This is a genomic window from Tenacibaculum adriaticum, from assembly GCF_008124875.1.
Taxonomy (GTDB): Bacteria; Bacteroidota; Bacteroidia; order Flavobacteriales; family Flavobacteriaceae; genus Polaribacter; species Polaribacter adriaticus.
The window spans coordinates 1-25,289 of record NZ_VNIA01000008.1 but is presented as its reverse complement, the minus strand read 5'-3'; the positions used below and the strand labels follow the sequence as shown (position 1 = coordinate 25,289).

The window sequence follows — 25,289 nt, the reverse complement described above, 5'->3', positions numbered from 1 at the left end:
CCTTTTTTTCATTCAAAAAATATTCAGTTTTAAATATAAGAAAAACAACATTACAAAATGCAATGTTGTTTCTCATCAACTAATTCTTCTTCTGAGTTTTTACACTTTTAAGAAGACAAAACAATATTTTATAAAAATATTTTAAATTAATGTCCTGCTCCAGCTTCTCCTGCTCCAGAAGGAATTCTTATACTTTCTACAATTTCCTGTACATTTTCTGGTGGTGGAGATGTCATCCTAGAAACAATTACTGAAACTATTACGTTTACAATCATCGCTATAGTACCAAAACCTTCAGGAGATGTTCCAAACCACCATTCACTTGCTGGTCGTGGACTCATAACTCCGATTAAACCAGTTTTGTAACGTATCATATAAAATAACATTAAAGTAATTCCTACTACCATACCTGCAATAGCACCTTCTTTGTTCATTCGCTTATCAAATATTCCCAATATAATTGCAGGGAAAAATGAAGCTGCTGCTAAACCAAAAGCTAGCGCGACGACTGCTGCGACAAATCCCGGAGGATAAATACCAAAAATACCTGCGATAATAATAGCTACTAAAATTGAAATACGGGCAGCCATTAATTCTCCTTTTTCTGAAATATTTGGTTTTATTTGTTTTTTAATTAAATCGTGAGAAATAGAGGTTGAAATAACTAATAATAGCCCTGCTGCTGTAGACAAGGCTGCAGCTAAACCACCGGCAGCAACCAATGCAATTACCCAGTTAGGTAGGTTTGCAATTTCAGGGTTTGCTAACACCATAATATCTCTATCAACATAAAGTTCATTTGCTGAGGCATTTGAATTAGAAACTAAACGCTCTCCATTAACTCCTCTATCAGCAGTAAATTTAGGCTTTCCGTCTAATGCATTTCCTGCTACATATTGAATTTTACCATCATTATTTTTATCAGACCAAGCGATTAACCCTGTGTTTTCCCAATTTTTAAACCACTCAGGAATTTCTGAATAAGACTTATTGCTTACCGTTTCAATTAGGTTTGTTCTTGCAAAAACTGCAATTGCTGGAGCAGTTGTATATAAAATTGCAATAAATAATAATGCTAAACCTGCAGATTTACGCGCATCTTTTACTTTAGGCACTGTAAAGAAACGAACAATTACGTGTGGTAATCCTGCTGTACCTACCATTAATGCTAATGTAATCGCAAAAACATCCCAAGTAGATTTTGTTCCGCTTGTATATTCTTTAAATCCAAGTTGTGTGTGCAAAGTATCTAACTTATCTAATAAATACGCACCTCCTTCAACCTTTCCTCCCATTCCTAATTGTGGAATTGGATTTCCTGTCATTTGCATTGATATAAAAAATGCTGGTACCATAAATGCAAATATTAAAACACAATATTGTGCTACTTGTGTATATGTAATCCCTTTCATTCCTCCTAAAAAAGCAAAAACTAATACAACAGCCATACCTATAATAACTCCCATATTAATATCTACTTGTAAGAATTGCGAAAACACAATACCCACACCACGCATTTGTCCTGCCACATATGTAAATGACACGATTAATGCACAAATTACCGCTACAGTTCTTGCCGTATTTGAATAATATCTATCTCCAATAAAATCGGGTACTGTAAACTTTCCAAATTTTCTTAAATAGGGCGCTAAGAGTAATGCCAATAGCACATAACCTCCTGTCCATCCCATGAGATACACCGAACCATCATATCCTGCAAAGGAAATGATTCCTGCCATTGAGATAAATGACGCCGCACTCATCCAATCGGCTGCTGTTGCCATTCCGTTTGCTAAAGGAGAAACTCCTCCTCCTGCAACGTAAAACTCTTTAGTTGAACCAGCTCTGGCCCATATTGCTATTCCGAAATAAAGGGTAAAAGTTAACCCTACTAAAATCCATGTCCATGTTTGAACGCTCATAATATTATATTTTTTGGTTAGTAATTAGGGTTACTCATCGAAACCGTACTTTTTATCTAATTTGTTCATTAATCTTACGTACACAAAAATGAGTACTACAAATACATAAATTGATCCTTGCTGAGCAAACCAAAAACCTAGTTTGAAACCTCCTAATCGAATACTATTTAAAGCCTCTCTAAACAATATTCCTGCGCCATAAGAAACTAAAAACCAAATCGTTAATAAGATTATTAAATATTTAAGATTTTCTTTCCAGTACGCTGATGCGTGTTTTTGTTTTTCTGTCATGTTTTAATTTTTATAGATAAATCATTGCTTGTAATGTTATTGATCCTGAGTCATTATTACCAAAACTTTCGTTTTTATACTCTAAAGTTAGTTTTGAATTATGACCACTCATATAGGCATTAACACCAAGACCGAAAATATTTCTACTATCATCTACCGCATCATAACTATTGGATGCAAAAGAAGCATAAGGTTGATATCTTGTTTTTGCCTTATCACCAGAAAACACATAGCCTACATGACCATAAACCATACTTCCTGTTCCATAAGCACTATAAAGATAATCTGTACCATAATCATTACTTTGAAATGTTGCATACGCGGTAATAGCACTTCCATCATCTCCAAGTGGCGCATCATAAAAAGCATCAATAGCAAAAAGGCTAACATCCTCTCCTTTTAAGTCACCGTTTGTATCTGTAAAAACAGAACCATTTGGATGTAAAAAGAAACCAGCACCAATATTAAACACTTCTTTTCCACCAAGATAACTACCTACTTTATAAGGTAAAAAGTTTGATTCTTCATCTAAAAAATGATAATCAAAATAACCTGCATACGCTTTACCTGCATCAGCAGAACCTAAGAGTCTTTTACCTCCATAAACAGCACCTATATAATTAGGGTCATTGGAATCTGTAATACCATTAGGAACTCTTCCATCTAAACCATTGGTTATAGCATCGTTAATAGCAATTCTATATTGTAAACGATCTAATTTTCCTTTAGCAAAAACTCCTATATGTCTTGCAAATTGATCTGATAAACCGATAGTAGCCCAAGATTGACGGTTATTATCTAAGGTCATCATATTAAGCGTACTTTGGTTATTAAGCCTAGAAATTCCATTAAAATAATGTAATCCTGCACCAACAGCATGGTCTTTACCAATACTGTATTGCGCCCATACATCATGAAAAAATAATTGAGAGCCCTCTCCTTTTCCTGTAGGACTTAGTGTGCTGCTATTTAAGCTATTTAATCCGAAATGAGCAAGAATTAAGAAATCCTTATTTATTTGTGAGAACATTAAAACACGAGCACGTCGTAAATTGAAATTCAATTTACTGTTTTCGTTTCCATTTGCATCGAAACTATCATCCGTATTATAAGTAGCTTGAACTTGAGCCCAAGAAATTATTCGAAGGTATTTTTTCCCTTCTTCGTCAAATTTAACTTTTAGCCCTCCTGTATAATCTGGAGAACCTTGCGCATAAAATAATTGTGTGGAGAATAGTACTCCGCACAACAAAAACAGTAGTTTTTTCATTCTTTTTAAAGATTAGTTAATTAATAATTTGGTTTTGTGTGCAGCACTAATCTCTAAAAAAGTTGTTGTTAACAAAAAGTTAACATACTTATTTGGTAATTTACTATATCTAGTTTCTAAAACGTTCCCATTTTATAAGCATAAATTTATCTCCCAACTCAGTAACGAGTACTCCTGCCCCAGAAATATTACTCTTATTTTGAAAAAATTTCGCCAATTCTTCCGCATTATATATCTTATAAGTTGGATGATAATCAACATTATAAGGCCTCTTAATATTGTATTTTTTTACCCAGTTCATAATAGAAACATGAGAAACACCTAAAATACGTTCAATCTCCCTATAAGTTAAACCTTCTAGATATAATTGTAATGCTTTATTAACATAATAATCATCTATCTTTTTACCTAGCTTATTCACTGTAAAATTATACTTACAATCCTTACACTTATAGCGTTGTCTATTATTAATGATCCCGCTTTTAATTATCTTTTCTGAATTACAGTTTGGGCATAGTTTTAACTTCATATATATTAATTTAGCATAAATATATTAATTTAGCGTTAAAAATACAATTTAAAAAGTGATTTATTAGTAAAAACTCAATAAGCATAAGTAAAATTTAAGTATTTAACAAAACGCCAGCAAACTATTCTTAATATATTAAAAAACCAGTTTTGTTACTTATGTAAGAAAAGTTGATTATTTTTTTGAATTGAAAAAGATTTCTTCTTCTTCATTTAATAACCTTGAATGAATTATAAAACGGAAACCTAATGGAATTTCTAAAGAGAAACTAGAACCTCTCCCTTGGGTAATATCTACTGTTAAATGAGTATGTTTCCAATATTCAAATTGATCTTGATTCATATAAAAATTAACACCTTCTATAGTTCCTAGTAAAATATCACTTTCATCAAGATACATATCTTCTTTTAATAAAAGCATAGGTGAAGAACCATCGCAACAACCTCCACTTTGATGAAAAATAAGATCACCATATTTATCTTTCAACTCTTTTACTATGTTTGCAGCTGCCTCTGTAATTGCTATTCTTTTCATATTTAAAGGTATTAAAAAAGGCTGAATTATTTAAAACCCAGCCTTTACTATTAATTGTTAACTATTAAAAAAAGCCTAACTTATTTTTATCATAAGAAATAAGCATATTTTTAGTTTGACGGTAATGGTTCATCATCATTAAGTGATTCTCTCTACCAAATCCTGATTTTTTATATCCCCCAAATGGTGCATGTGCTGGATATGCATGATAGCAATTCACCCATACCCTACCAGCTTTTATAGCCCTTGGTATTTGATATAATTGATGCGCATCGCGAGTCCAAACTCCAGCACCTAAACCATAAAGTGTATCGTTTGCAATTTCTAGAGCTTCAGCTTCGTCTTTAAATTTAGTAACACAAACTACAGGTCCAAAAATCTCTTCTTGAAAAACGCGCATTTTGTTATGCCCTTCTAAAATCGTCGGTTTAATATAAAAACCATTTGCCAAATTTCCACTTAATTTATTTGCAGATCCTCCAGCAAGCACTTTTGCTCCTTCTTCAACTCCAATTTTTAAATACGATTGAATTTTTTCATATTGATCATTTGATGCTTGAGCACCAACTTGCGTGTTTACATCATAAGGATTATCTTGAATTATAGCATTCGTTCTTGCTATAACCCGATCCATAAACTTATCGTAAATATCTTCTTGGACTAATAATCTTGACGGACATGTACATACTTCTCCTTGATTAAAAGCAAATAAAACAGCACCTTCTATCGCTTTGTCCAAATAAGCATCGTCAGCATCCATAACACTGTTAAAGAAAATATTAGGAGACTTTCCACCTAATTCCATCGTAACAGGATTTAAGTTTTTTGAAGCGTATTGCATTATTAGCTGCCCCGTGGTTGTTTCTCCTGTAAAAGCAACTTTATCAATTTTAGAACTCGAAGCTAAGGGCTTTCCTGCTTCTGGTCCAAAGCCATGAACTACATTCACTACTCCCGGAGGAAATACATCTGCTATTTTCTCCATTAACAATGTTGCTGTTGACGGTGTTTGTTCTGCTGGTTTTAAAACCACACAATTACCTGTTGCCAAAGCTGGAGGCAATTTCCAAGACAACATTAATAATGGAAAATTCCAAGGAATAATTTGCCCAACCACTCCAAGAGGTTCTTTAATGTTCATTGACAAAGTATTCGCGTCTAATTCTGATGCAGAACCTTCTTCTGCTCTAATACATGCTGCAAAATAGCGCCAATGATCTACAGACAAAGGTACATCTGCATTAAGGGTCTCACGTATCGGTTTACCATTATCACACGTTTCTACTAATGCAAACTCCTCAAGATTCTCTTCAATAATATCTGCTACCTTATTTAATAAAGCCGCCCGCTCTATAGCTGAGGTATTCCCCCAAGCTTCTTTAGCAGCATTTGCAGCATTAACAGCCAGTTCTACATCTTCTTTTTGTGATCTAGGATATTTTGCAATTAAACTATTATCTATTGGTGATGTGTTGTCAAAATACTGACCTTCAATAGGTGCTACAAATTTTCCATTTATAAAATTGGAATATTTTTCTTTAAATTTTGGTTTTGAGTAACTCATTGTATCTTTTTAAATTATTGGTTATTACACATTTTTAAAAGCTAAAAATTATGCATTGTTTAATTTTTATAAAGATATTTTATCAAATTACAATTAAGTTGAACATATTTATTATTATATTGAACGTATCTATCATTCCAGAATAACAAACTAATGTTTTTGTATTATTGTATATGAACCCGTTACTAAGCCATCATAAAAACCATAGAAAACTTACTACTTTAGTTGAAAATAAAACAACTTATAGTGCTGAATATGCAGAGTTAAATATATATGAAACTCATGCTTTTGCTGAAAAAGTGAAATTAGTTTTTGATTTTCCTATTATAGCTAGTATGCTTACTGGAAAAAAGGTAATGCATCTTGATGAAATTCCTGCTTTTGATTTTTTTCCTGGTGAATCAGTAGTTATGCCAGCTCGAAAAGAAATGGTTATAGATTTTCCTCTAGCTACAGAGAACACCCCTACACAATGTTTAGCCTTAGGAATTGATACAACCAAAATTCAAGAAGTAATAAAAAATTTTAATCGTATTGTTGCTATTGAAAATGAAAACAATAATTGGAATTTAGACGAAAATGCTTCTCATTTAATTAACAATAAAGATGTAAACCACTTAGTGGAACGATTAACTTACACATTTACCAACAATAATAAATCTAAAGAGGTTTTGTTAGATTTAATGATACAAGAACTTATTGTAAGACTTTTACAAACAAAAGCAAAATCGTTGATACTTAATAATGAAAACAATGTTTTTAATGATACTAGAATAGGTACTGTTATTAAGTACATTAAAGACAACTTAACGAATAAAGATATTAGTGTAGATGTATTAGCTAAAAAAGCATACATGAGTACATCTCATTTTCACAAACAATTTAAAAACACACTTGGTGTTTCTCCTATTGATTATATTAATTCTGAAAAAATTAAATTCTCAAAAAAATTAATTAAGGAATCTAAAAATTTAAGAATTTCTGAAATTGCCTTTAAATCTGGATTTAACAATACCAGTTATTTTAATAGACAGTTTAAAAAAATGGAGTTAATGACACCTCAGCAATTTAAAACATCTATAAATAAGCCTTAAAGCATGTCTTTTCTATGCCTTGCTTTTATTCTTTAAAAAATTAGTTACGTTTTTTTCTATACGCTCCAAAATATTTGTAGTATTTCCTTTTATAAAAGCTTCTCCAGTTATTTGTTCATACAGTTCAATGTAACGATTGGAGATTTCAATTATTTTTTCGTCGCTCATTTCTGGAATTTCCTGACCTTCTTTTCCTTGAAAACCATTCGCTATTAACCACTGACGCACAAATTCTTTAGATAATTGTTTTTGCTTTTCTCCTTTTTCTTGTCGCTCTTTATACCCTTCATTATAAAAATAACGAGAAGAATCAGGTGTGTGAATTTCATCTATTAAAACAATCTTCCCGTCTTTCGTTTTACCAAACTCATATTTAGTATCCACCAAAATCAAACCTCTTTTAGCCGCTATTTCAGTTCCTCTTTCGAATAATTTTCGAGTATAATCTTCTAAGACTAAATAATCTTCTTTCGAAACAATTCCTTTTGCTAAAATTTCTTCACGAGAAATATCTTCGTCATGCTCACCATTTGCTGCCTTTGTTGAAGGTGTAATAATTGGTGTTGGAAATTTATCATTCTCTTGCATCCCTTCAGGCATCAAAACACCACAAAGCATTCTTTTTCCTGATAGATATTCTCGTGCAGCATGCCCCGATAAATAACCACGAATTACCATTTCTACTTTAAATGGTTCACATAAATGGCCTACAGCTACATTTTCATCTGGATTTGCAATTAACCAATTCGGAACAATATCTTTAGTGTCGTTCATCATTTTGGTTGCTATTTGGTTCAGAATTTGTCCTTTAAAAGGAATTTGACGTGGCATAATCACATCAAAAGCTGACAAACGATCGGAAGCGATCATCACTAACAGTTCATCATTAATATTGTATACCTCTCTGACTTTTCCTTTATAAACAGATTTTTGCTCTGGAAAGTTAAAGTTGGTTTCGTTAATTGTATTCATTTATGTTGTGTTGTTGTAGCGCAAAAGTAAGTTAAACACTTTTTATGAACAACTTAATTTATTCTGTTTCTATACTTTTATATGCTGAAATAATTCTCTTAACCAATCGGTGACGAATTACATCTTTATCATCTAAATATACCATTGCAATTCCTTCAATATCTTTTAATGCTAATAAAGATTCTTTTAAACCAGAAACTTGTTTACGAGGTAAATCTATTTGACCAGGATCTCCTGTAATAATAAACTTCGCTTGTCTTCCCATACGTGTTAAAAACATTTTCATTTGAGCGTGCGTCGTATTTTGAGCTTCATCTAAAATTACAAAAGCATCGTCTAATGTACGTCCACGCATAAAAGCTAATGGCGCAATTTGAATGGTTCCGTTTTCTAAATACGCTTCTAACTTCTCATGAGAGATCATGTCTCGTAAGCCATCATATAAAGGTTGCATATACGGATCTAATTTTTCTTTTAAATCTCCTGGAAGAAATCCTAAATTTTCACCCGATTCTACAGCTGGTCGGGTTAAGATAATTCTTCTTACTTCTTTTTCTTTTAACGCTTTTACTGCCAATGCTACAGCTGTATATGTTTTACCCGTTCCCGCAGGACCTACCGCAAAAAGCATATCATTAGTCTGCATTAAATCGACCATTTTACGCTGATTTTGAGTTTGAGCTTTAACGATTTTACCGTTTACGCCATGTACCAAAGTATCATCTTCCTTACCCGATTTTCTTATCTCTTCTTCTTTACCAGTTGATGTTAATATACGTTCAATACTGTTTTCATCTAACTTATTATATCTATTAAAGTACTTGATAAGCATATTTATACGCTTTTCAAATTCATCTAAAAGTTCGGGTTCTCCATAAATTTTAAGTTTATTTCCTCGAGCAACAATTTTAATTTTAGGGAAGTACGTTTTTAATTGAGTTATTGTACTGTTTTGTGCTCCAAAGAAATCGTTCGGGTTAATTTCTGTAAGTTCAATAATACGTTCGTTCAAATGATAATGGTTTTAAGATTAAGGTCTTTGACCGTTCAGTTAATAATACCCATGAAATTTAGCGTTATTTTTTATAGAAATGTTTAGTTTTGTGTAAAATTTTAGTGTAGTTTTTCACAAATTAATTAACAGTCAGTTATAAATGTCTCTTATTACGTTAACAACAGATTTTGGTACCAAAGATCACTTTGTAGGAGCTGTTAAAGGGGCTATTTATTCTGAACTTCCTGATGCTAAAATTGTTGATATTACACATCATATTTCTCCTTTTAGCATTACAGAAACTGCTTATATTTTAAAAAACACCTATAAAAGTTTTCCGAAAGGAACGATACATATTATTGGTGTTGATTCTGAATTAAGTATAGAAAATAAACATATTGCACTAATATTAGATGAACATTATTTTATTTGTCCAGATAACGGATTAATATCTATGATTGCTTCCGAAGTAAATCCTACCAGAATTTTTGAAATTAATATTCACGACCGCATAGAGAGTTCGTTTCCTGTATTAGATATTTTTGTGAAAGTAGCTACACATATAGCTCGTGGTGGAAGTTTAAGTGTTATTGGGAAAGAAATTCAATCTTATAAAAAGACGATTGAAATTCAACCAAAAGTGAATCAAGCACAAACTATTATTTCTGGAGGAGTTATATATATAGATAATTATGGAAATGTAATTACCAACATTAGCAAAAAAATATTTAATGAAATTGGTAAAGGGCGTGATTTTAAAATTACTGCTAGAAGATATACTTTTGATAAAATTTTAAATAAATATAATGAAATTGTTAATTTCGACTCTAACGACATTCGTCAGTTCGACGGAAATAAATTAGCTCTTTTTAATTCCGCAGGATTTATAGAAATTGCCATTTATAGAAGTAATTTAAAAACTGTTGGAGGCGCTTCTTCATTATTAGGTTTAGATTATAGAGACACTGTGACAGTTGAATTTTTTAATGAATTGAAACCTGAATTTACCACCTTAAACTAATCAAATTATGTTTGTCCGTATTGTAAAAATGAGCTTTCAGCCAGAAAAAATAAATACTTTTTTAGCAAATTTCGATTCAAAAAAAGGATTTATACGAAACTCTCCTGGATGCCGTTTATTAGAATTGTACAGAGATAAAACCAATCCGAATATCTTTTTTACTTACAGCTATTGGGATACTGAACAAGATTTAGAAAACTACAAAAACTCCGATTTATTTAAAGGTGTTTGGGCAGAAACCAAAATATTCTTTAACGACAAACCTTCAGCGTGGAGTGTAGATAAAATGGTAAGTTTACAATAATATGTTAGCAATACTAAAAAAAGAATTCAACGCATTTTTTGCCTCTCCCGTTGCCTATTTGGTAATTGGAATATTTCTACTCGTAAACGGATTGTTTTTATGGGTATTTAAAGATAATTTTAATATCTTAAACGCTGGTTTTGCCGATTTAAACTCGTTTTTTTATTTAGCTCCGTGGTTGTTTTTATTTTTAATACCAGCAATTACCATGAAAAGTTTTGCAGATGAATTTAACAGCGGAACTATCGAAATTTTAAAAACCAAACCACTTAGTGATTGGCAAATTGTATTGGGCAAGTTTATTGCATCATTATTATTAGTCGTGATCGCATTAATTCCAACCTTTACTTATGTGTACACAATTTACCAATTAGGAAACCCTGTTGGAAATTTAGATGTTGGTAGCACAATAGGTTCGTATTTAGGATTGTTATTTTTAGCAGCTACCTACACTTCGGTTGGATTGTTTACTTCTACCCTATCTAAAAACCAAATTGTTGCATTCATTTTAAGCGTTTTTATTACTTTTTTCTTGTTTTATGGATTTGATGCTATCGCTAATTTATTTGGAAATTTAAGTTATACCGTAAAACAATTGGGTATTAACGAACACTTTAAAAGTATAAGCCGTGGCGTTATCGATACAAGAGATCTTATCTACTTTGTTTCTGTAACATTCTTCTTTTTATTCATCACTAAATTACAATTAGAAAATGAATAAAAAGTTACAACATATAACACTCGTTTTCTTCGGAATTGTTTTATTAAATTTTGTTGGAGGTAAGATCTTTAAACGATTCGATTTAACTCAAGATAAACGTTACACCTTATCGGCTGTTTCAAAAAAACTAATTAATAAAATTGATAATTCACTCCTTATAAAAGTATATTTAGAAGGTGATTTTCCTTCAGAATTTTTGAGATTACAAATAGAAACACGTCAGTTTTTAGAAGAATTACAGGCCAAAAATTCAAACATAAGGATACAATTTATCAATCCAGATAACATTAGAGAACGTTTGATAAAACAAGGCATGATGCCAAGTCAATTAACGGTAGAAGAGAACGGAAAATTATCTGAAGCTATTATTTTTCCTTGGGCAGAAATCAGTTATGGAGAAAAAGTAGAACTCGTTTCACTACTACCAAACTCAATGGCTGCATCACAAGAAGAACAATTGCAAAATGCAATTTCTTCTTTAGAATTTTCTTTTGCAAATAGCTTAAATACTGTTACTCAAAATGAACAAAAAAAAGTAGCTGTTTTATCTGGAAACGGAGAATTACAAGACATTAAATTATATAGTCTTTTAACCGAGATCGGAAAAAAATATCGCTTGGCGAAATTTACCTTAGATTCTGTAGCCAAAAATCCACAGAAAACATTAGAAGGTTTATCAGAATTTGACCTAGCAATCATTGCTAAACCAACAGAAAGATTTACGGCTGAAGAAAAATTAACCTTAGATCAATTTATTACTAACGGCGGAAAAACACTTTGGATGCTAGATAATGTGCAAGCAGACACCGATAGTTTATACAATGCTGGTGAAATGTTGGCATATGCTCGCGATTTAAATTTAACCGATTTATTATTTAGTTACGGAGTACGTATTAATAACAGATTAGTAGAAGATTTATATGCTGCAAAAATTCCGTTAGCCACAGGAAATGTTGGAAATCAACCTCAGTTTCAAAATTTAGATTGGTTTTATCATCCTTTAGTTGGTGGTAACCCAAATCACCCAATTACCAAAAACATCTTACCTGTTCGTTTTCAATTTACCACACAAATCGATACATTAAAAAACAACATTAAGAAAACACCTCTTTTAATGAGTTCTGTATTAACAAAACTAATCGGAGTTCCTAAAATTATTGAGCTTTCTAGTATTGCAAACGAACCTAAGCAAGAAGAATATAGTAACGGAAATCAATTGTTAGCCGTTTTATTGGAAGGTGAATTTTCTTCAGCATATAAAAACAGAACAAAGCCTTATGAGATTGAAAACTTCAAATCTAAATCTGTAAAAAATCAAATGATTATTATTTCTGATGGTGATTTAGGAAAAAATCAAATTTTAAAAGGGAAACCCTACGATTTAAGTATCGATAAATGGACCAATCAACGTTTTGGAAACAAAGATTTTTTAATAAATGCTGTTGATTATCTATTAGATGATAGCGGATTGATTAACCTTAGAAACAAATCACTTCAACTAAACACACTAAATAAACAAAAAGCGTACGCTGAAAAAAGTTTTTGGCAATTTTTTAATATCGTTTTACCTCTTTTACTTTTGTTTGGTTTTGGTTTTGGTTTTGGTTACTACCGTAAAAAGAAGTATTCTTAAATATTAAGCAAATCGTTATGTTTAAAACGATAACCCAATCTAGTTTCTAACTTTTTTGGACTAATAATTTTATATTTTAAAGGTTGAGAATCGTCAAACACGGGCGGTTCCATTCCAATACTCTTTTTAGCATTTGTATAAAATGCTTCTCTCGTAGGATGATGATTAGAACAGGCGTTAAATGTTTCGTTCCAAACATCTTGTTTAATTATTTTCTCAATAATAGCAATACAATCCTCTCTATGAATCATATTCACATACCCTTTGGGATGTGGTACTTTTTTATTTCGAAACCAATTTCCTGGTTTTCTATCTCCACCAAACAAGCCTGCAAAACGGATAATCGTTGTTTTAAAATTAGTATTGTTTCTGAATATATTTTCTACCTTGGCTAATAAGGAATCGATTGTATCATCTTCTTCTGTAATTACTTTATTTAAGCTTGGATAAACCGATGTTGAACTGATAAAAACTACTTTTTTTACTGAAGCCTTTTCTATTTGGCTAACTAAATACTCATATGCATTTATATCTTTAGAAGTAATCGCTATAATTAACACTTCGGCATCTAAAAATTCTTGATAGTCTCCTTCTTTTTCGATATCAACTAAATACGATGTTATTTTATATTTCTTTAATTTTTCTAACTTATCTACTGAAGTGCTAGAGCCCTTAATACAAATACCTTTACTAATAAATTGAGTTGCCAAAGGCAAACCTAACCAACCACAACCTAAAATACTATATGTTTTCATCAGCTAAAATTAACAACTACTATCACAACAATTGTCATCTTTAACTAACTTGCAGGTTGTCACCGCAAGAATAGCTCCTAAAACTGGTGCTAATAAATACAACCATAAATGTTCTAAATGACCAGAAACCAATGCCGGGGCTATAGAACGAGCAGGGTTCATAGAAGCTTTGGTAATTGGGCCTGCAAACATCGCTTCTAACAGTACTACTCCTCCAATAGCAATTCCTGCTATTACGCCTACTTCTTTACTTCCTGTAGAAACATTTATAATCGTTAGCATTAAAAAGAACGTTAACAATAACTCTAATACAAATGCTCGCATAGCGTCTGTTGCTGGTATTGTAGCTCCATAAAACTCGCTTGTAGGAAATAAAAACCACAATATTAAACTAGCAAAAAGAGCCCCTAAAACTTGAGCCACTATATACTTCGGAACTTCTTTCCAAGAAAACTTCTTTGCATAGGCAAATGCTATAGAAACTGCCGGATTAAAATGAGCTCCAGAAATGTCTCCAAAGGCATAAATCATTGCCATTACAATAAAACCCCAAGTAATTGCAATACCAACATGGGTTACATCTCCACCTGTAACTTCATTAATGGTCATTGCTCCTGTACCACAAAATATCATGGCAAAAGTGCCAATGAATTCAGAAATATATTTTTTCATGAGTTCAAAGATACAATTAGCTTTTTTAAGTTTTTGTTAACATTTAACCTTCTTTTTCATTGTAATTTTATGAACAATTAAAAACTAAGTATTATGAAAAAAATATTATTAAGTTTATTAGTAATCGCTGGTTCGCTTACGGTAAACTCTCAAGTAAAAACTCCTGCACCAAGCCCTTCGTCTAAAATTGAGCAAAAAGTTGGTTTAACAGATGTTACCGTTGAATATTCTAGACCTAGTGCTAAAGGAAGAAAAATTTTCGGAGACTTGGTTCCTTTCGGAAAAGTATGGAGAACAGGTGCAAATGCAAATACCAAAATTACTTTTAGTGATGATGTTATTGTAGGAGGAAAAACCTTAAAAAAAGGAACCTATGCGCTTTTTACAAAACCAAATACTTCTTCTTGGGATGTGTATTTTTATAGCGATGCTACCAATTGGGGAGCACCAAAAGAATGGGACGCTACAAAAGTTGCTGCACAAACTACTGCTAAAGTAGAAACAATGACTATGCCTATAGAAACATTTACTATTTCTTTAGACGATTTAACAAGCGGATCTGCAGTATTAGGTATTTTATGGGAAAACACTTATGTGGGTGTTAAATTTGAAGTTCCTACTGAAAAAATAGTTTCTGAAAGTATTACAAAAATAATGGCGGGGCCGGATGCTGGAGATTATTATTCTTCTGCTTCATATTATCTTCAAGAAGGTAAAGATATTAACCAAGCTAAAGAATGGATTGATAAAGCGGTTGAAATGACCAAAAATGATCCTCATTTTTGGTATTTGCGTAAACAATCATTAATTCATGCTAAGGCAGGTGATAAAAAAGGAGCTATTAAAGCTGCTAAAGAATCTTTAAAGCTTGCTGAAAAAGCAGGAAATGCTGATTACGTAAAAATGAACAAAGAATCTTTAAAAGAATGGGGAGCATAAAATCCCGCCTTTTTATATACAAGAAAACTCGGGCTAGTTTCCCGAGTTTTTTATTATTGAATTCCTAAGTGAATTATCCTTCCTCCTGATTGATTAACAGGATTTACGCTTTTACCCACTATAATACCTTCTTCAGGAGCGTAATACTTTTTAATAATGTTTCCAAAAACATCCCGTAACGTTGCTATATGTTCTTCCTTTTTTACAAAATCTCTCAAATCGACATGTACTGTAAGCAACCCTCCTTCATCTGTATAAAGCCAGTATGATTTTTTACATAAAACGGTACCATTTTTAGATTCTTCAATTTCATCAGGTATAATGCCGAGATACGACAATACGTTATGTACTCCCGTCACTCCACTTTTAATAATTTTCTTTTGAAAACTATGTGGATTTCCCACTTCTATAGTTATAGAAGGAATACCCAATTCCTCGGCCGCTCCTCTTAATGTTCCGTCTGATGGTGGAGTGTGTACAATAATTTCTGCTCCTTGTAACAATGCAAATTGCTTTGTCATTGGTTTACTCATATCACTTCTGATATAAAATGAGTTTACTCGCCCAAAACTAGCAGTATGCAAATCTAAAAGATAATCAACTTTCTTTATTATTTTATTAATAAATCGATTTGAATAAACCTCACTAGCATTTCCATTTATTTTACCTGGCATAATCCTGTTAATATCTATACCGTCATTAAAAACTCTTTCTCCCATAATAAAAGATGGAATATTAACAACTGGAACTCCTACAATAGTTCCCTTCATGCTATCGGTATCTAAATCTTTAAAAAGTCTTTGTATTACCGATATTCCATTCAATTCATTACCATGTACCGCAGCAGTTAGTCCTAAAACAGGTCCTTCTTCCTTTCCTCTAGCAACCATTATAGGAATACTAATAGCTTCTCCTAAAGCATTTGATGTTAACTTCAACCAATAACATTGAATAGAATTCTTTAATGTATCTTCAATATTTAGTTCATTAATGTATTTAATAGTATTATTCATAGTCTAATTTTAATAAATTTCATTTAATAATGTACTATCATTGTTTAACGAAGTAAATAATTTTTTCTTAAATTTCTTTTTAGGATCTATTAAATTAACACACATTTTATCGATAGCAATCGTAGAAAGAACAGTTTGAATAAACGTTTCTATTAAATCGTCTATACCTAAACCTAGTTTGTTATAATCTCTTCTATCCATAATCATAAGTCTGTTAGTATCAGATGTCCATTGATTATCTCCTAATTTTACAGACAAGTTTGTACCTAATATATCCCAAGACTCTTTACTATCTTTTAAATTATCCACTAATGGTAATAAGGCTCTTCTAGAATACATACATAGAGGCTTTATTCCTTCTTTAGTACTACTTACCATCATTCTAAAATCGGCAACAAAAGTTTCTCCTTTTTGATTTGGCATTGTACCCACATGATAATACTTGCCTTTTTTACTTATCGAACTCCAGTTGTAGTTACCTATTAAACTTTGAACAATAAAACGTTCATATTCCATTTCTGTGTTCATAAATTCATCTAATTCTTGCTGATTTACAATTGTATAAACACCTTGACCTGCATTACTATAAGGCACTTTAATTACCGCTTGTCCTCCTAATTTTTGTACCCATAACGGAATTTCATTTTTACTCACATCCCAAATAGTATCCGGGGTATTTATTCGCATTCCGTACTCTTCTAATTCGGTATTGTAAATATCATACGCCTTCGCTGCTACCATTTTATTTCTTCCTCCTGCTAAACAAGTTATGATAGGGTTTAAAATTTTAGTTTTAGAGCTTATCGGAAAACGATTCCAAGGTTTTTGAGTTACATATCTAAAAATAGCTTTTAAGGGTACCCACTCATTTTCTTGCAATAAATAAAAAATACCATCTTCTATTTTAACATGCTCATTTTCTTGATTCGAAAAATAAGGAACTAAAAAAACATCCTCCTTAAAAACATCTGCAATAACAGCTGCATATCCAGAAGTTTCCATATAATTTTTATCATAAAAAACAGCTAATCTTCCATCTTTAACTTGATTCTTTCCTTTATTTACATACGTTTTAAAAGTACGTTCTACAAACAATCGATAAGAACCATCTTCTTTATTATCATCCAATAAAGGCATGGATTTTTGACCTGAAGGACATGAATTATTTTCTATAATAACCATGTTCTTATCTCCATCGGCCGACGTAGAATTAATTAAATCGGCTCCACCCCATAAAAAATATTTACACTCGTACGATAAGATTTCGTACAATTTTTCTTTATCAACTTTTGGATGTAGATGACAATATCTTGTTACAATTCTTTCTTTATCTAAGTTAAGAAAAAAGTTTACCATTGGATGAATAGTTGCATTCAAAGCCTTTGGATACCAGTGATTTTCACTATTAAAAGTGTTCGGTTTTACAACCTCAGTTTGTTTCATTTTACTTTTAATTAAAATTTTAAAAATACATCCACAAAGATAATTTATACAATATCTAAAAGATTTTAATTTAAGTACTATTTTTAATTAAAGCTAATAAAAAATGACTTGAGAATATTTTTTTAAGCATTACTATTGGTTAATATCTACAATTAAAACAGTGGAATATTTTTACCCGATAGTGAAAACTCATTATAAAATTAAAAATCCGGAAAGTTTACACTCCCCGGATTTTCCTCCCTTTAAACAAACACTATAAAAATTATTTAGCGTTTAATCTTAATTTTATTATTGCTTTTCAAATACTAGTACAAACTCATTATTAGTACTGTCGTTAACATAATGTAATTCTATTCTTGTACTGGTAACCTCAGTGATATACCAATCGTCATCCATTTGCCAATAAGGGAAAGTTCCTAAGTAATCTATTACAAAACGAAGCTTACCACTTTGGTCTCTAACTACATTCCAATGAAGTGTAGATGATATTTGATCATTGTTATTAAACCCAACTAAATCAGTATTACTTTGGAAATCGAAATCTATACTATAGTAATCTGCTGTAATATCTACACTATCTTCCAAAGCATAAGTAATCGACCAATTTCCGTCTGTCATCCATTCTTTTATTTGAACAACATCTTCATCTGGAGTAGAATTATCGCAATTTCTAACCAGTTTTAATTCTTTGTTTCCGCTCTCAAAAATAATTACTTCATTTGTTATACTTTTTACAACATAATAATCACCTAGAGTAGAATTATTAAAAATAGATAGCAATACTACCAATTGATCATTTGATGTAGATTCTGCAGTAAGGCTTCCATAAGAAATAACATCTCCGTTTGAAGCAATTGCAAATTCATTTTCATAGAAAGTAAATAAGAAAGGATTATTGTCTGTAAAATCAACACCATCTACAATTAAGCTATTTACCTTCCATTGGCATTCTAAAGCCGCATTAAAAAGTTCTTCTTCTGTGTAACAATTTTGTCGCTCTACAATGAAATAACCTCCGTTGTTATTAATAAATTTCATTCTGTTTTCAGCACATTGATAAACTTTCCACGTCCCGTTAATTGCTTGAATATTTGCTCCTGCAATATTTGATAATTCTACCTCAACATCGTTCGTAGCTGACATAGATATACTCCAGTTAGCTGTTGTTGATTGCCCATTTCCCGTTACAGAGAATGTTCCGTCTAAATCAAAACTTAAATCGTACTCTAACAAATCATTACTTCCATTAAAATCTACCACATTCCAAACACAATAATTTAAGTAATTTTTAACCTCTTCTTCGGTGCAATCGGGACTCGTCTGACATTCTTTTTCCATAACCATTTCAACACTGTCTTTTACAAAAACAAAACGACCATACTCACTACAATCAGTTACAGACCATTGACCATTTAAATCTTCATGTGTTCCTCCTCCTAATTGAGAAATCTCTACACTTACTGTGTTTGCTGTACTTTGAGAAGTTGACCAAACACCTTCAAATTGAACTCCATTTCCTGTTACTAATAGCTGTTGGTTTTCTTTAAAGTAAACATCATAATCCGTCAATTGATTATCTCCATTATACGATACAGCTACCCAATGACATTTCATTAACAATTCATCTACATACGTTTCTGTACAATCAGAATCATCATCATTGTAATCATAGTCATCATCTTCATCGCATGCTTCATCAGCATTACTCAAAGCTTCATCTAATTCTTGATTACTAGCCACTTCAATGATTTCGCCAGAAGGATTAATTAAAGAAACAGGAAAGTTTAGACTTGCCAAAATAGCCCCATCAAGTGATTCCATAAAATGATACAATTCACTATCATTATTAATTGTTTTTGTCTCAATAATTTGAAAACTAGTATTGTAAATTGAAAAAGAAATTGGATACTTAAAATCAATACATTCAATATCATCATCTTCTTCATTTTCACCCACACAGCCTTCAATTGCTTGATTTAATTCTTCTTGACTATTTAAAACAATTTCTGTGTAATTATTTAAAGTAACATGTATAGGAAAAGTAATTGCTACCTCATCATTATCATTCGTAAATTCATCAAGAATTCCTTCTAAAACACTGTAATCTGTTATACTTTCGATAGTAACTGTTATTCCGTTTGCAGTAACTGTCACTGGTAAGATGATTTCTAAACAATTAGCATTATCAATAATATTATCAACAGAACCATCGTTTGTAGCTGTTCTGCTCATTAAAGTTGCCGTAGTTGAGTTGTTTTTAATAATTGATTCTTCTGTAGGGTTTACAATATTAACTTCCTCCTTTTGACAGGATGTTAATAAGGCAAAAACCATTAAGGGCAAAAAAAATAACTTTTTAAATTGTCTCATAATATTTACTCTATTTAATTAGTTTTTATTTGATTCTTTTCTTTTTCAAAAGCTTTTTCCCGCTTTTCAGTAATAGAACAATTCAGTCTTAAAAATTCCTACCTTGACTTTAAAAAAAAATTATCGCTATTTTGCAATACACTAATTTAAATCCTCTTAATGCCTAAAGATCTACATAAAAATATTTGCCAACAATCTCTATTTGAAGCGTTTTTTAAAAAACATTCAAAAAATTTATACAGCTTTTTATATTATAAATATGGAGAACGTTTAAATCCTCAAGATAAAATGCAAGAAGCGTTTATAAAACTTTGGGAAAACTGTAAAAAAGTAACTCCAGAAAAAGCTAAAAGTTTTGTTTATACGATCGCTAATAATTTAATGCTAAATGAGGTTGCGCATCAAAAGGTAGTTTTGAAGCATCAAAAAATACAACCTAAAGAGCACACCAACGAATCTCCAGAGTTTTTAATGCAAGAAAAGGAGTATTTAAAAAAACTGGAAAATGCCATTTCAAATTTAACAGAAGCCGAACGTGTTGCATTTTTAATGAACAGAACAGAAGGAAAACGTTTTAAAGAAATTGCGGAGATATTAAATATTAGCACAAAAGCGGTAGAAAAAAGAATTTACGGAGCTTTAAAAAAACTACGTGAAGAAATAAAAGAATTATAAAATCTAAAAAATAGGTAGGAGTTTTTACAACTCAACTGTTATATAATTGATAATCGTAAGATGAATAAAGAAGAATTAATAAAAAAATGGTTAGACAATAACCTTAATCCTGAAGAGCAAAAAGCTTTTGAGGCATTAGAGGATTATAACGACCTCATCAAACTTTCTAATTACAGTAAAGGTTTTAAAGCTCCTGAATTTAATTCAGATGAAGCTTTACAAACTGTTTTAGAAGTTACTAACTCTAAAAAACAGCCAAAACAAAATTGGTTGTACAAAGCTATGCAAGTAGCTGCTGTCTTGGTAATTGGTTTGGGTACTTACTTTTATTCTATTAACCGAAATACAAACTACATCACTAGTTTTGCAGAGAAAACAGAGATTTCGTTGCCTGATAATTCTATTGTTAATCTAAACGCTCAATCAAAACTTTCATTTAAAAAGCATAAATGGAATACTAAAAGAAATCTTAAGCTTGAGGGTGAAGCTTTTTTTAAGGTAGAAAAAGGAAGCACTTTTAATGTTATTACTTCTTCAGGAACCGTAACCGTTTTAGGTACACAGTTTAATGTAAAACAACGCAACAATTATTTTGAGGTAATTTGTTATGAAGGCTCTGTGCAAGTAGCTTATAAAAATAAATACACTAAATTAAAACCTGGTCAATCCTTTTTAGTAATCAACAATACCATTACGAATACCTCAACTGCTAACAAACAACCTCTTTGGTTAGACAATACTAGTGAATTTAAAAGTATTCCGTTTAAAGAAGTTATTGCAGAGTTTGAAAGACAATTTAATGTAAATATTAACACCGAAAATGTGGATATTAATCAATTATTTACAGGAAAATTCTCTCATAACAATATTAATATAGCTATACAATCGATAACACAACCGTTACAATTAAAATACGAACAAACTAATAAAACCATAACTCTTAAGCGTGAATAAACCTTTAAAAGTTACGCTACTTTTATTCTTATTTTTTTTAGGTAGATTTTTAGTAAATGCACAAACTAAAAGTCAACCTTTAAGATTATTATTGCCCACTATTGAAAAGCAATACAATGTTAGTTTTTCGTATGCAGATAATACCATTAACGGTGTTTATGTAAATTTAGATTTTACCAACTTATTATTAACCGAAGTATTAAGCGCTATTGAAAGTAAAACGCAACTTCGTTTTAATCAATTAAATGATACTTTTATAACTATTCGTAAGAAAACCGCTTCTGATAATTTTGTATTTCAAGAACTAGAAGAAGTTGTGGTAAATAACTATTTAACTTCTGGTATTTATAAAAACAATACGGGTAGCATTACGATAAAACCAGTTCAATTTGAAATTTTACCTGGGCTAACCGAGCCCGATGTTTTACAAATTATACAAGCACTTCCTGGAGTTATTAGTGTAGATGAAACCGTTTCTAACATTAATATTCGTGGCGGAACACACGATCAAAACCTGCTTCTTTACGATGGTATACGAATGTATCAATCGGGACATTTTTTTGGGTTAATTTCAGCATTTAATCCTTATTTAACCAAACATGTTTCTGTAATAAAAAATGGTTCGAGTGCTAAATATGGAGAAAGTATTTCTGGAATTATAGATTTAAAATTAGATGATGAAATTAGCCATAAACAAGAATTTGGTGTTGGTATCGATTTAATTAGTGTAGATGGTTTTGCGATTCTTCCTTTAGGTAAAAAAACAGCCTTACAAATAGCAGCAAGACGCTCTATAACCGATTTTGCAAACACACCAACCTACGACCAATATTTTAAACGTGTATTCCAAGATTCTGATTTAACCAATACAAACAGTGCTTCAATTTCTAAAAATGAAGACTTTTATTTTTACGATACTTATTTAAAATTTCTATACGATATTTCTGAAAGAGATAAGCTCCGTATTAACTTTTTATCTATTTACAACAGGTTAAATTATCAAGAAGAAGCCACTATAAATACCGTTAATGAAGCTTCCGATAGTGAATTAAAACAAAAAAGTTTAGCTGGTGGAATTTCTTATCTACGTAACTGGAACGACAAGCTAACTACAAATGCGCAGGTTTATGTATCTAAGTACAATTTAAATGCAACGAACTACGATATTTTAAACGATCAACGGTTAATACAAGAAAATGTAGTTATTGATGACGGAATTAAGTTTGATGTAAATTATAGTATAAATTCCACCTTACAACTAAACACAGGGCTACAATTTGCAGAGGTTGGTATTAGCAATTTAGAAGACGTTAATAATCCGTTATTTAGTAGTTATATTAAACGTGTGTTGCAAACCTATGCTATTTATACCGAAGGAGTTTTTCAACCCAAAAATAAAAATTCAATCGTTAAATTTGGGGTAAGACACAATTATTTTGAAAAATTTGACTTGCACTTAACAGAACCGCGCTTACATGTAAGTCAGCGTTTTTTGAATCATTTTAAAGCAGAACTTTCCGCAGAATTAAAAAGTCAAAGCACTTCTCAAATTATAGATTTACAAAACGATTTTTTAGGGATTGAAAAACGTCGTTGGGTATTAGCAAATAATTCAACCATTCCTGTTTTAAAAAGCAAACAAGCTAGTTTTGGTATTAGCTTCGACAAAAACAAGCTACTTTTAAGTGCGGAAACGTATATAAAAAAAGTAGATGGTATTACCACGCGTAGTCAAGGTTTTCAAAACCAATATCAGTTTGTAAATGCAACGGGGAGTTACCTTGTAAAAGGAATTGATGTTTTAATAAACAAACGTTTTCAGAATTTCAGTACGTGGCTAAGTTATTCGTACAGTGATAATAATTACACGTTTAACACATTAAACTCAGGAGATTCTTTTCCGAATAACTTTGATATTACGCATGTTGTTAATTTCGCTGGTACTTATCAAATTAATAAATTTAAAATCGCTTTGGGTTTAAATTGGCATTCCGGAAAACCCTACACGCAGCCCGAAAATATGGATAGCAATACTATTGTTTACCAAATACCAAACAGTAGCAGATTAGAGGATTATTTAAAAGTAGGCTTCTCTTCTTCCTATCAATTTAATTTAGGGAAACACAAAGCGCATTTAGGACTTTCTATCTGGAATGTCTTAGACAAAAAAAACATCATTAACACTTACTATACCAATACAGGTGATATGATTTCTAAAATTGAAAACCAATCGCTCGGTTTTACTCCTAATCTAAATTTTAGAGTTCGTTTTTAATTTAGTTTGCTTCTTACTATATTTTTATTGAACTTCGCTATCGGTGAATATCCACAATTAAAACAGATGGATATTCTTTCACACGTTGTGTACAATTTGAGAAAATGACATCTAAAAAAATAATCTATTTCATATTTTTAATATCCTTCAACTTATTTTTTTTAGGATGTGCTAGTTTTTCAAAAGACTTGACTTCAGACGGAACTGATTTAAAAAGTCAGACAGAATTTAATAAGATAAACGGAAAATATAGAATTTATAGCAAAACTGACTCATTGAATAAGAACAATATCTTTGAAAGCCTTACTGGAATTTGGTGGAAATCAGAAAAAAATAAATTAGAATTAAGTAACAGTAAAGAGAGTTTTGCGAAATTGACCATCATTAATGAAAAAGAATTAAAACTCGATATTTTTCAAAACAACGAAAGAATAAAAAGTGATACCTTAAATGGCATATTAAGAAATGGAATATTCTATTTAAATCAAAACTTAAGTATTTCTGGATTGCCTTATATTTTTGGAACATTTACAAATGACAAAAAACGAATTATTGTAAAAGACAATTCAATCCTAATAGATAGAATTAAACACGAATTTGGAGCTGTTGCAATAATTTTTCCAGCTGGATTTAGAAATTCAAGCGTATTAGAATATGAACGAATAAAATAAAACTGTACACAACATTGGTTGTATGCAATTTGAGAAAAACCCGAACAGTTAGAATTATGGTTAAAAAAATCCTTATTTTATTGCTTTTGCCTTTATTCTTGACTTGTTGTATTGGATATCATAGAATACCAAAAGACAACAATGGAGAACCTATTCTAAACGAAAAAGTGAATTACAAATTTGCAAAAATTCCTAACGAGAAAGATTTAACTAAAATTGATACTTCGGCATATTATGTTCAAATTTTTGAGGGTAGATATTATAATGATAACGAAAAAAAGAATCCTCAAATTTTGATTTTCCACAATGACGGATTTTTTAAAAAGACTTCTACTCTTTATTACTTGAAATACGACTCTCGAAATAAAAAATCTGTTTATTATGGCGGAAAATATAAAATAAAAGAGAACACAATTGAATTGGAACAGTTTTATCCATCTCGAGGTGGAAAAACGAATTATTATTCGAGAAATATTACGAAAGGGGAAATAAATGGAGATAAATTAATTTTTGATAATGGACCATCTCTTTTTACGATTTATGAAAAAAAGTATAACCTGAATTAAAAACTGCACACAACAAAGAACTGAGGTAAAAAACAAGTAAATTTTACACTTTTTTAAACCAAAGTACTTTTATAATTTGCATCATAAGGCAATCCGCTTTTTACAAT

General features: G+C 31.0%; 24 protein-coding genes. 11 read left to right on the top strand and 13 right to left on the bottom strand.

Features of this window, described 5'->3' with window-relative positions:
• Positions 1-146: 146 nt before the first annotated feature.
• From C7447_RS14185 to C7447_RS14160, 6 genes are all read right to left on the bottom strand, one after another.
• On the bottom strand, positions 147-1,922 hold the full coding sequence (locus C7447_RS14185; RefSeq protein WP_148871182.1) for a sodium:solute symporter family protein: 1,776 nt from the start codon (positions 1,920-1,922) through the stop codon (positions 147-149).
• 30 nt (positions 1,923-1,952) lie between these two features.
• Positions 1,953-2,213: a DUF4212 domain-containing protein gene (locus tag C7447_RS14180; RefSeq protein WP_148871181.1), complete on the bottom strand. Its 261-nt coding sequence runs from the start codon at positions 2,211-2,213 to the stop codon at positions 1,953-1,955.
• A gap of 10 nt (positions 2,214-2,223) precedes the next feature.
• On the bottom strand, positions 2,224-3,483 hold the full coding sequence (locus C7447_RS14175) for a hypothetical protein (protein WP_148871180.1): 1,260 nt from the start codon (positions 3,481-3,483) through the stop codon (positions 2,224-2,226).
• A gap of 109 nt (positions 3,484-3,592) precedes the next feature.
• Positions 3,593-4,012 (bottom strand): IS1/IS1595 family N-terminal zinc-binding domain-containing protein, encoded by a 420-nt coding sequence (locus tag C7447_RS14170; RefSeq protein WP_148871179.1) that lies wholly within the window; start codon positions 4,010-4,012, stop codon positions 3,593-3,595.
• Positions 4,013-4,186: 174 nt separating this feature from the next.
• Positions 4,187-4,546 (bottom strand): DUF779 domain-containing protein, encoded by a 360-nt coding sequence (locus tag C7447_RS14165; RefSeq protein WP_148871178.1) that lies wholly within the window; start codon positions 4,544-4,546, stop codon positions 4,187-4,189.
• 64 nt (positions 4,547-4,610) lie between these two features.
• Positions 4,611-6,110 (bottom strand): aldehyde dehydrogenase family protein, encoded by a 1,500-nt coding sequence (locus C7447_RS14160; RefSeq protein WP_148871177.1) that lies wholly within the window; start codon positions 6,108-6,110, stop codon positions 4,611-4,613.
• 173 nt (positions 6,111-6,283) lie between these two features.
• Between C7447_RS14160 and C7447_RS14155 the strand changes: the two genes are divergently transcribed.
• Complete coding sequence (locus tag C7447_RS14155; protein WP_148871176.1) at positions 6,284-7,204, top strand: AraC family transcriptional regulator; 921 nt, start codon at positions 6,284-6,286, stop codon at positions 7,202-7,204.
• Positions 7,205-7,216: 12 nt separating this feature from the next.
• Here C7447_RS14155 and C7447_RS14150 read toward each other — a convergent pair whose 3' ends face one another.
• Positions 7,217-8,176 (bottom strand): phosphoribosylaminoimidazolesuccinocarboxamide synthase, encoded by a 960-nt coding sequence (locus C7447_RS14150; RefSeq protein ID WP_148871175.1) that lies wholly within the window; start codon positions 8,174-8,176, stop codon positions 7,217-7,219.
• Between the two features lie 58 nt (positions 8,177-8,234).
• A complete protein-coding gene (locus C7447_RS14145) occupies positions 8,235-9,188 on the bottom strand; it encodes a PhoH family protein (protein ID WP_148871174.1) in 954 nt (317 codons plus the stop codon).
• 142 nt (positions 9,189-9,330) lie between these two features.
• Between C7447_RS14145 and C7447_RS14140 the strand changes: the two genes are divergently transcribed.
• The 4 genes from C7447_RS14140 to gldG are packed head-to-tail and all read left to right on the top strand — an operon-like array spanning position 9,331 to position 12,849.
• Positions 9,331-10,191, top strand: coding sequence for an SAM hydrolase/SAM-dependent halogenase family protein (locus C7447_RS14140; RefSeq protein ID WP_148871173.1), 861 nt, complete (start codon positions 9,331-9,333; stop codon positions 10,189-10,191).
• A gap of 7 nt (positions 10,192-10,198) precedes the next feature.
• Positions 10,199-10,495 carry a putative quinol monooxygenase gene (locus C7447_RS14135; RefSeq protein ID WP_148871172.1) on the top strand — a complete coding sequence of 99 codons (297 nt, stop codon included), beginning with the start codon at positions 10,199-10,201 and terminating at the stop codon, positions 10,493-10,495.
• A 1-nt stretch (position 10,496) separates the two neighbouring features.
• A complete protein-coding gene (gene gldF / locus C7447_RS14130) occupies positions 10,497-11,216 on the top strand; it encodes a gliding motility-associated ABC transporter permease subunit GldF (protein ID WP_148871171.1) in 720 nt (239 codons plus the stop codon).
• A complete protein-coding gene (gene gldG / locus C7447_RS14125) occupies positions 11,209-12,849 on the top strand; it encodes a gliding motility-associated ABC transporter substrate-binding protein GldG (protein WP_148871170.1) in 1,641 nt (546 codons plus the stop codon). Before gldF ends, gldG begins: the two co-directional genes overlap by 8 nt.
• On the opposite strand, the gene C7447_RS14120 is transcribed toward gldG, so the two are convergent.
• Positions 12,846-13,604, bottom strand: coding sequence for a Rossmann-fold NAD(P)-binding domain-containing protein (locus C7447_RS14120; protein WP_148871169.1), 759 nt, complete (start codon positions 13,602-13,604; stop codon positions 12,846-12,848). The two genes, gldG and C7447_RS14120, sit on opposite strands and share 4 nt — an antisense overlap.
• Positions 13,605-13,613: 9 nt before the next feature.
• The gene (locus C7447_RS14115; RefSeq protein ID WP_148871168.1) at positions 13,614-14,276 is read right to left on the bottom strand and encodes an MIP family channel protein; all 663 of its coding nucleotides are present in this window, start codon (positions 14,274-14,276) and stop codon (positions 13,614-13,616) included.
• A 93-nt stretch (positions 14,277-14,369) separates the two neighbouring features.
• Between C7447_RS14115 and C7447_RS14110 the strand changes: the two genes are divergently transcribed.
• The gene (locus C7447_RS14110; protein ID WP_148871167.1) at positions 14,370-15,215 is read left to right on the top strand and encodes a DUF2911 domain-containing protein; all 846 of its coding nucleotides are present in this window, start codon (positions 14,370-14,372) and stop codon (positions 15,213-15,215) included.
• A 53-nt stretch (positions 15,216-15,268) separates the two neighbouring features.
• On the opposite strand, the gene C7447_RS14105 is transcribed toward C7447_RS14110, so the two are convergent.
• From C7447_RS14105 to C7447_RS14095, 3 genes are all read right to left on the bottom strand, one after another.
• Positions 15,269-16,228 carry a succinylglutamate desuccinylase/aspartoacylase family protein gene (locus tag C7447_RS14105; RefSeq protein WP_148871166.1) on the bottom strand — a complete coding sequence of 320 codons (960 nt, stop codon included), beginning with the start codon at positions 16,226-16,228 and terminating at the stop codon, positions 15,269-15,271.
• Positions 16,229-16,237: 9 nt separating this feature from the next.
• Positions 16,238-17,671: an ATP-grasp domain-containing protein gene (locus tag C7447_RS14100; RefSeq protein WP_148871165.1), complete on the bottom strand. Its 1,434-nt coding sequence runs from the start codon at positions 17,669-17,671 to the stop codon at positions 16,238-16,240.
• 288 nt (positions 17,672-17,959) lie between these two features.
• Positions 17,960-20,041, bottom strand: coding sequence for a hypothetical protein (locus C7447_RS14095; RefSeq protein WP_148871164.1), 2,082 nt, complete (start codon positions 20,039-20,041; stop codon positions 17,960-17,962).
• A 159-nt stretch (positions 20,042-20,200) separates the two neighbouring features.
• Between C7447_RS14095 and C7447_RS14090 the strand changes: the two genes are divergently transcribed.
• From C7447_RS14090 to C7447_RS14070, 5 genes are all read left to right on the top strand, one after another.
• The gene (locus tag C7447_RS14090; RefSeq protein WP_148871163.1) at positions 20,201-20,716 is read left to right on the top strand and encodes an RNA polymerase sigma factor; all 516 of its coding nucleotides are present in this window, start codon (positions 20,201-20,203) and stop codon (positions 20,714-20,716) included.
• A 60-nt stretch (positions 20,717-20,776) separates the two neighbouring features.
• Positions 20,777-21,670: a FecR family protein gene (locus C7447_RS14085; protein WP_148871162.1), complete on the top strand. Its 894-nt coding sequence runs from the start codon at positions 20,777-20,779 to the stop codon at positions 21,668-21,670.
• On the top strand, positions 21,663-23,945 hold the full coding sequence (locus C7447_RS14080) for a TonB-dependent receptor plug domain-containing protein (RefSeq protein ID WP_148871161.1): 2,283 nt from the start codon (positions 21,663-21,665) through the stop codon (positions 23,943-23,945). The genes C7447_RS14085 and C7447_RS14080 overlap by 8 nt, the downstream gene beginning before the upstream one ends.
• Positions 23,946-24,049: 104 nt before the next feature.
• Entirely contained in the window at positions 24,050-24,616 is a 567-nt protein-coding gene (locus C7447_RS14075; protein WP_148871160.1) for a hypothetical protein, read from the top strand.
• Between the two features lie 56 nt (positions 24,617-24,672).
• Positions 24,673-25,182: a hypothetical protein gene (locus tag C7447_RS14070; RefSeq protein WP_148871159.1), complete on the top strand. Its 510-nt coding sequence runs from the start codon at positions 24,673-24,675 to the stop codon at positions 25,180-25,182.
• The last annotated feature ends 107 nt before the right edge of the window (positions 25,183-25,289 follow it).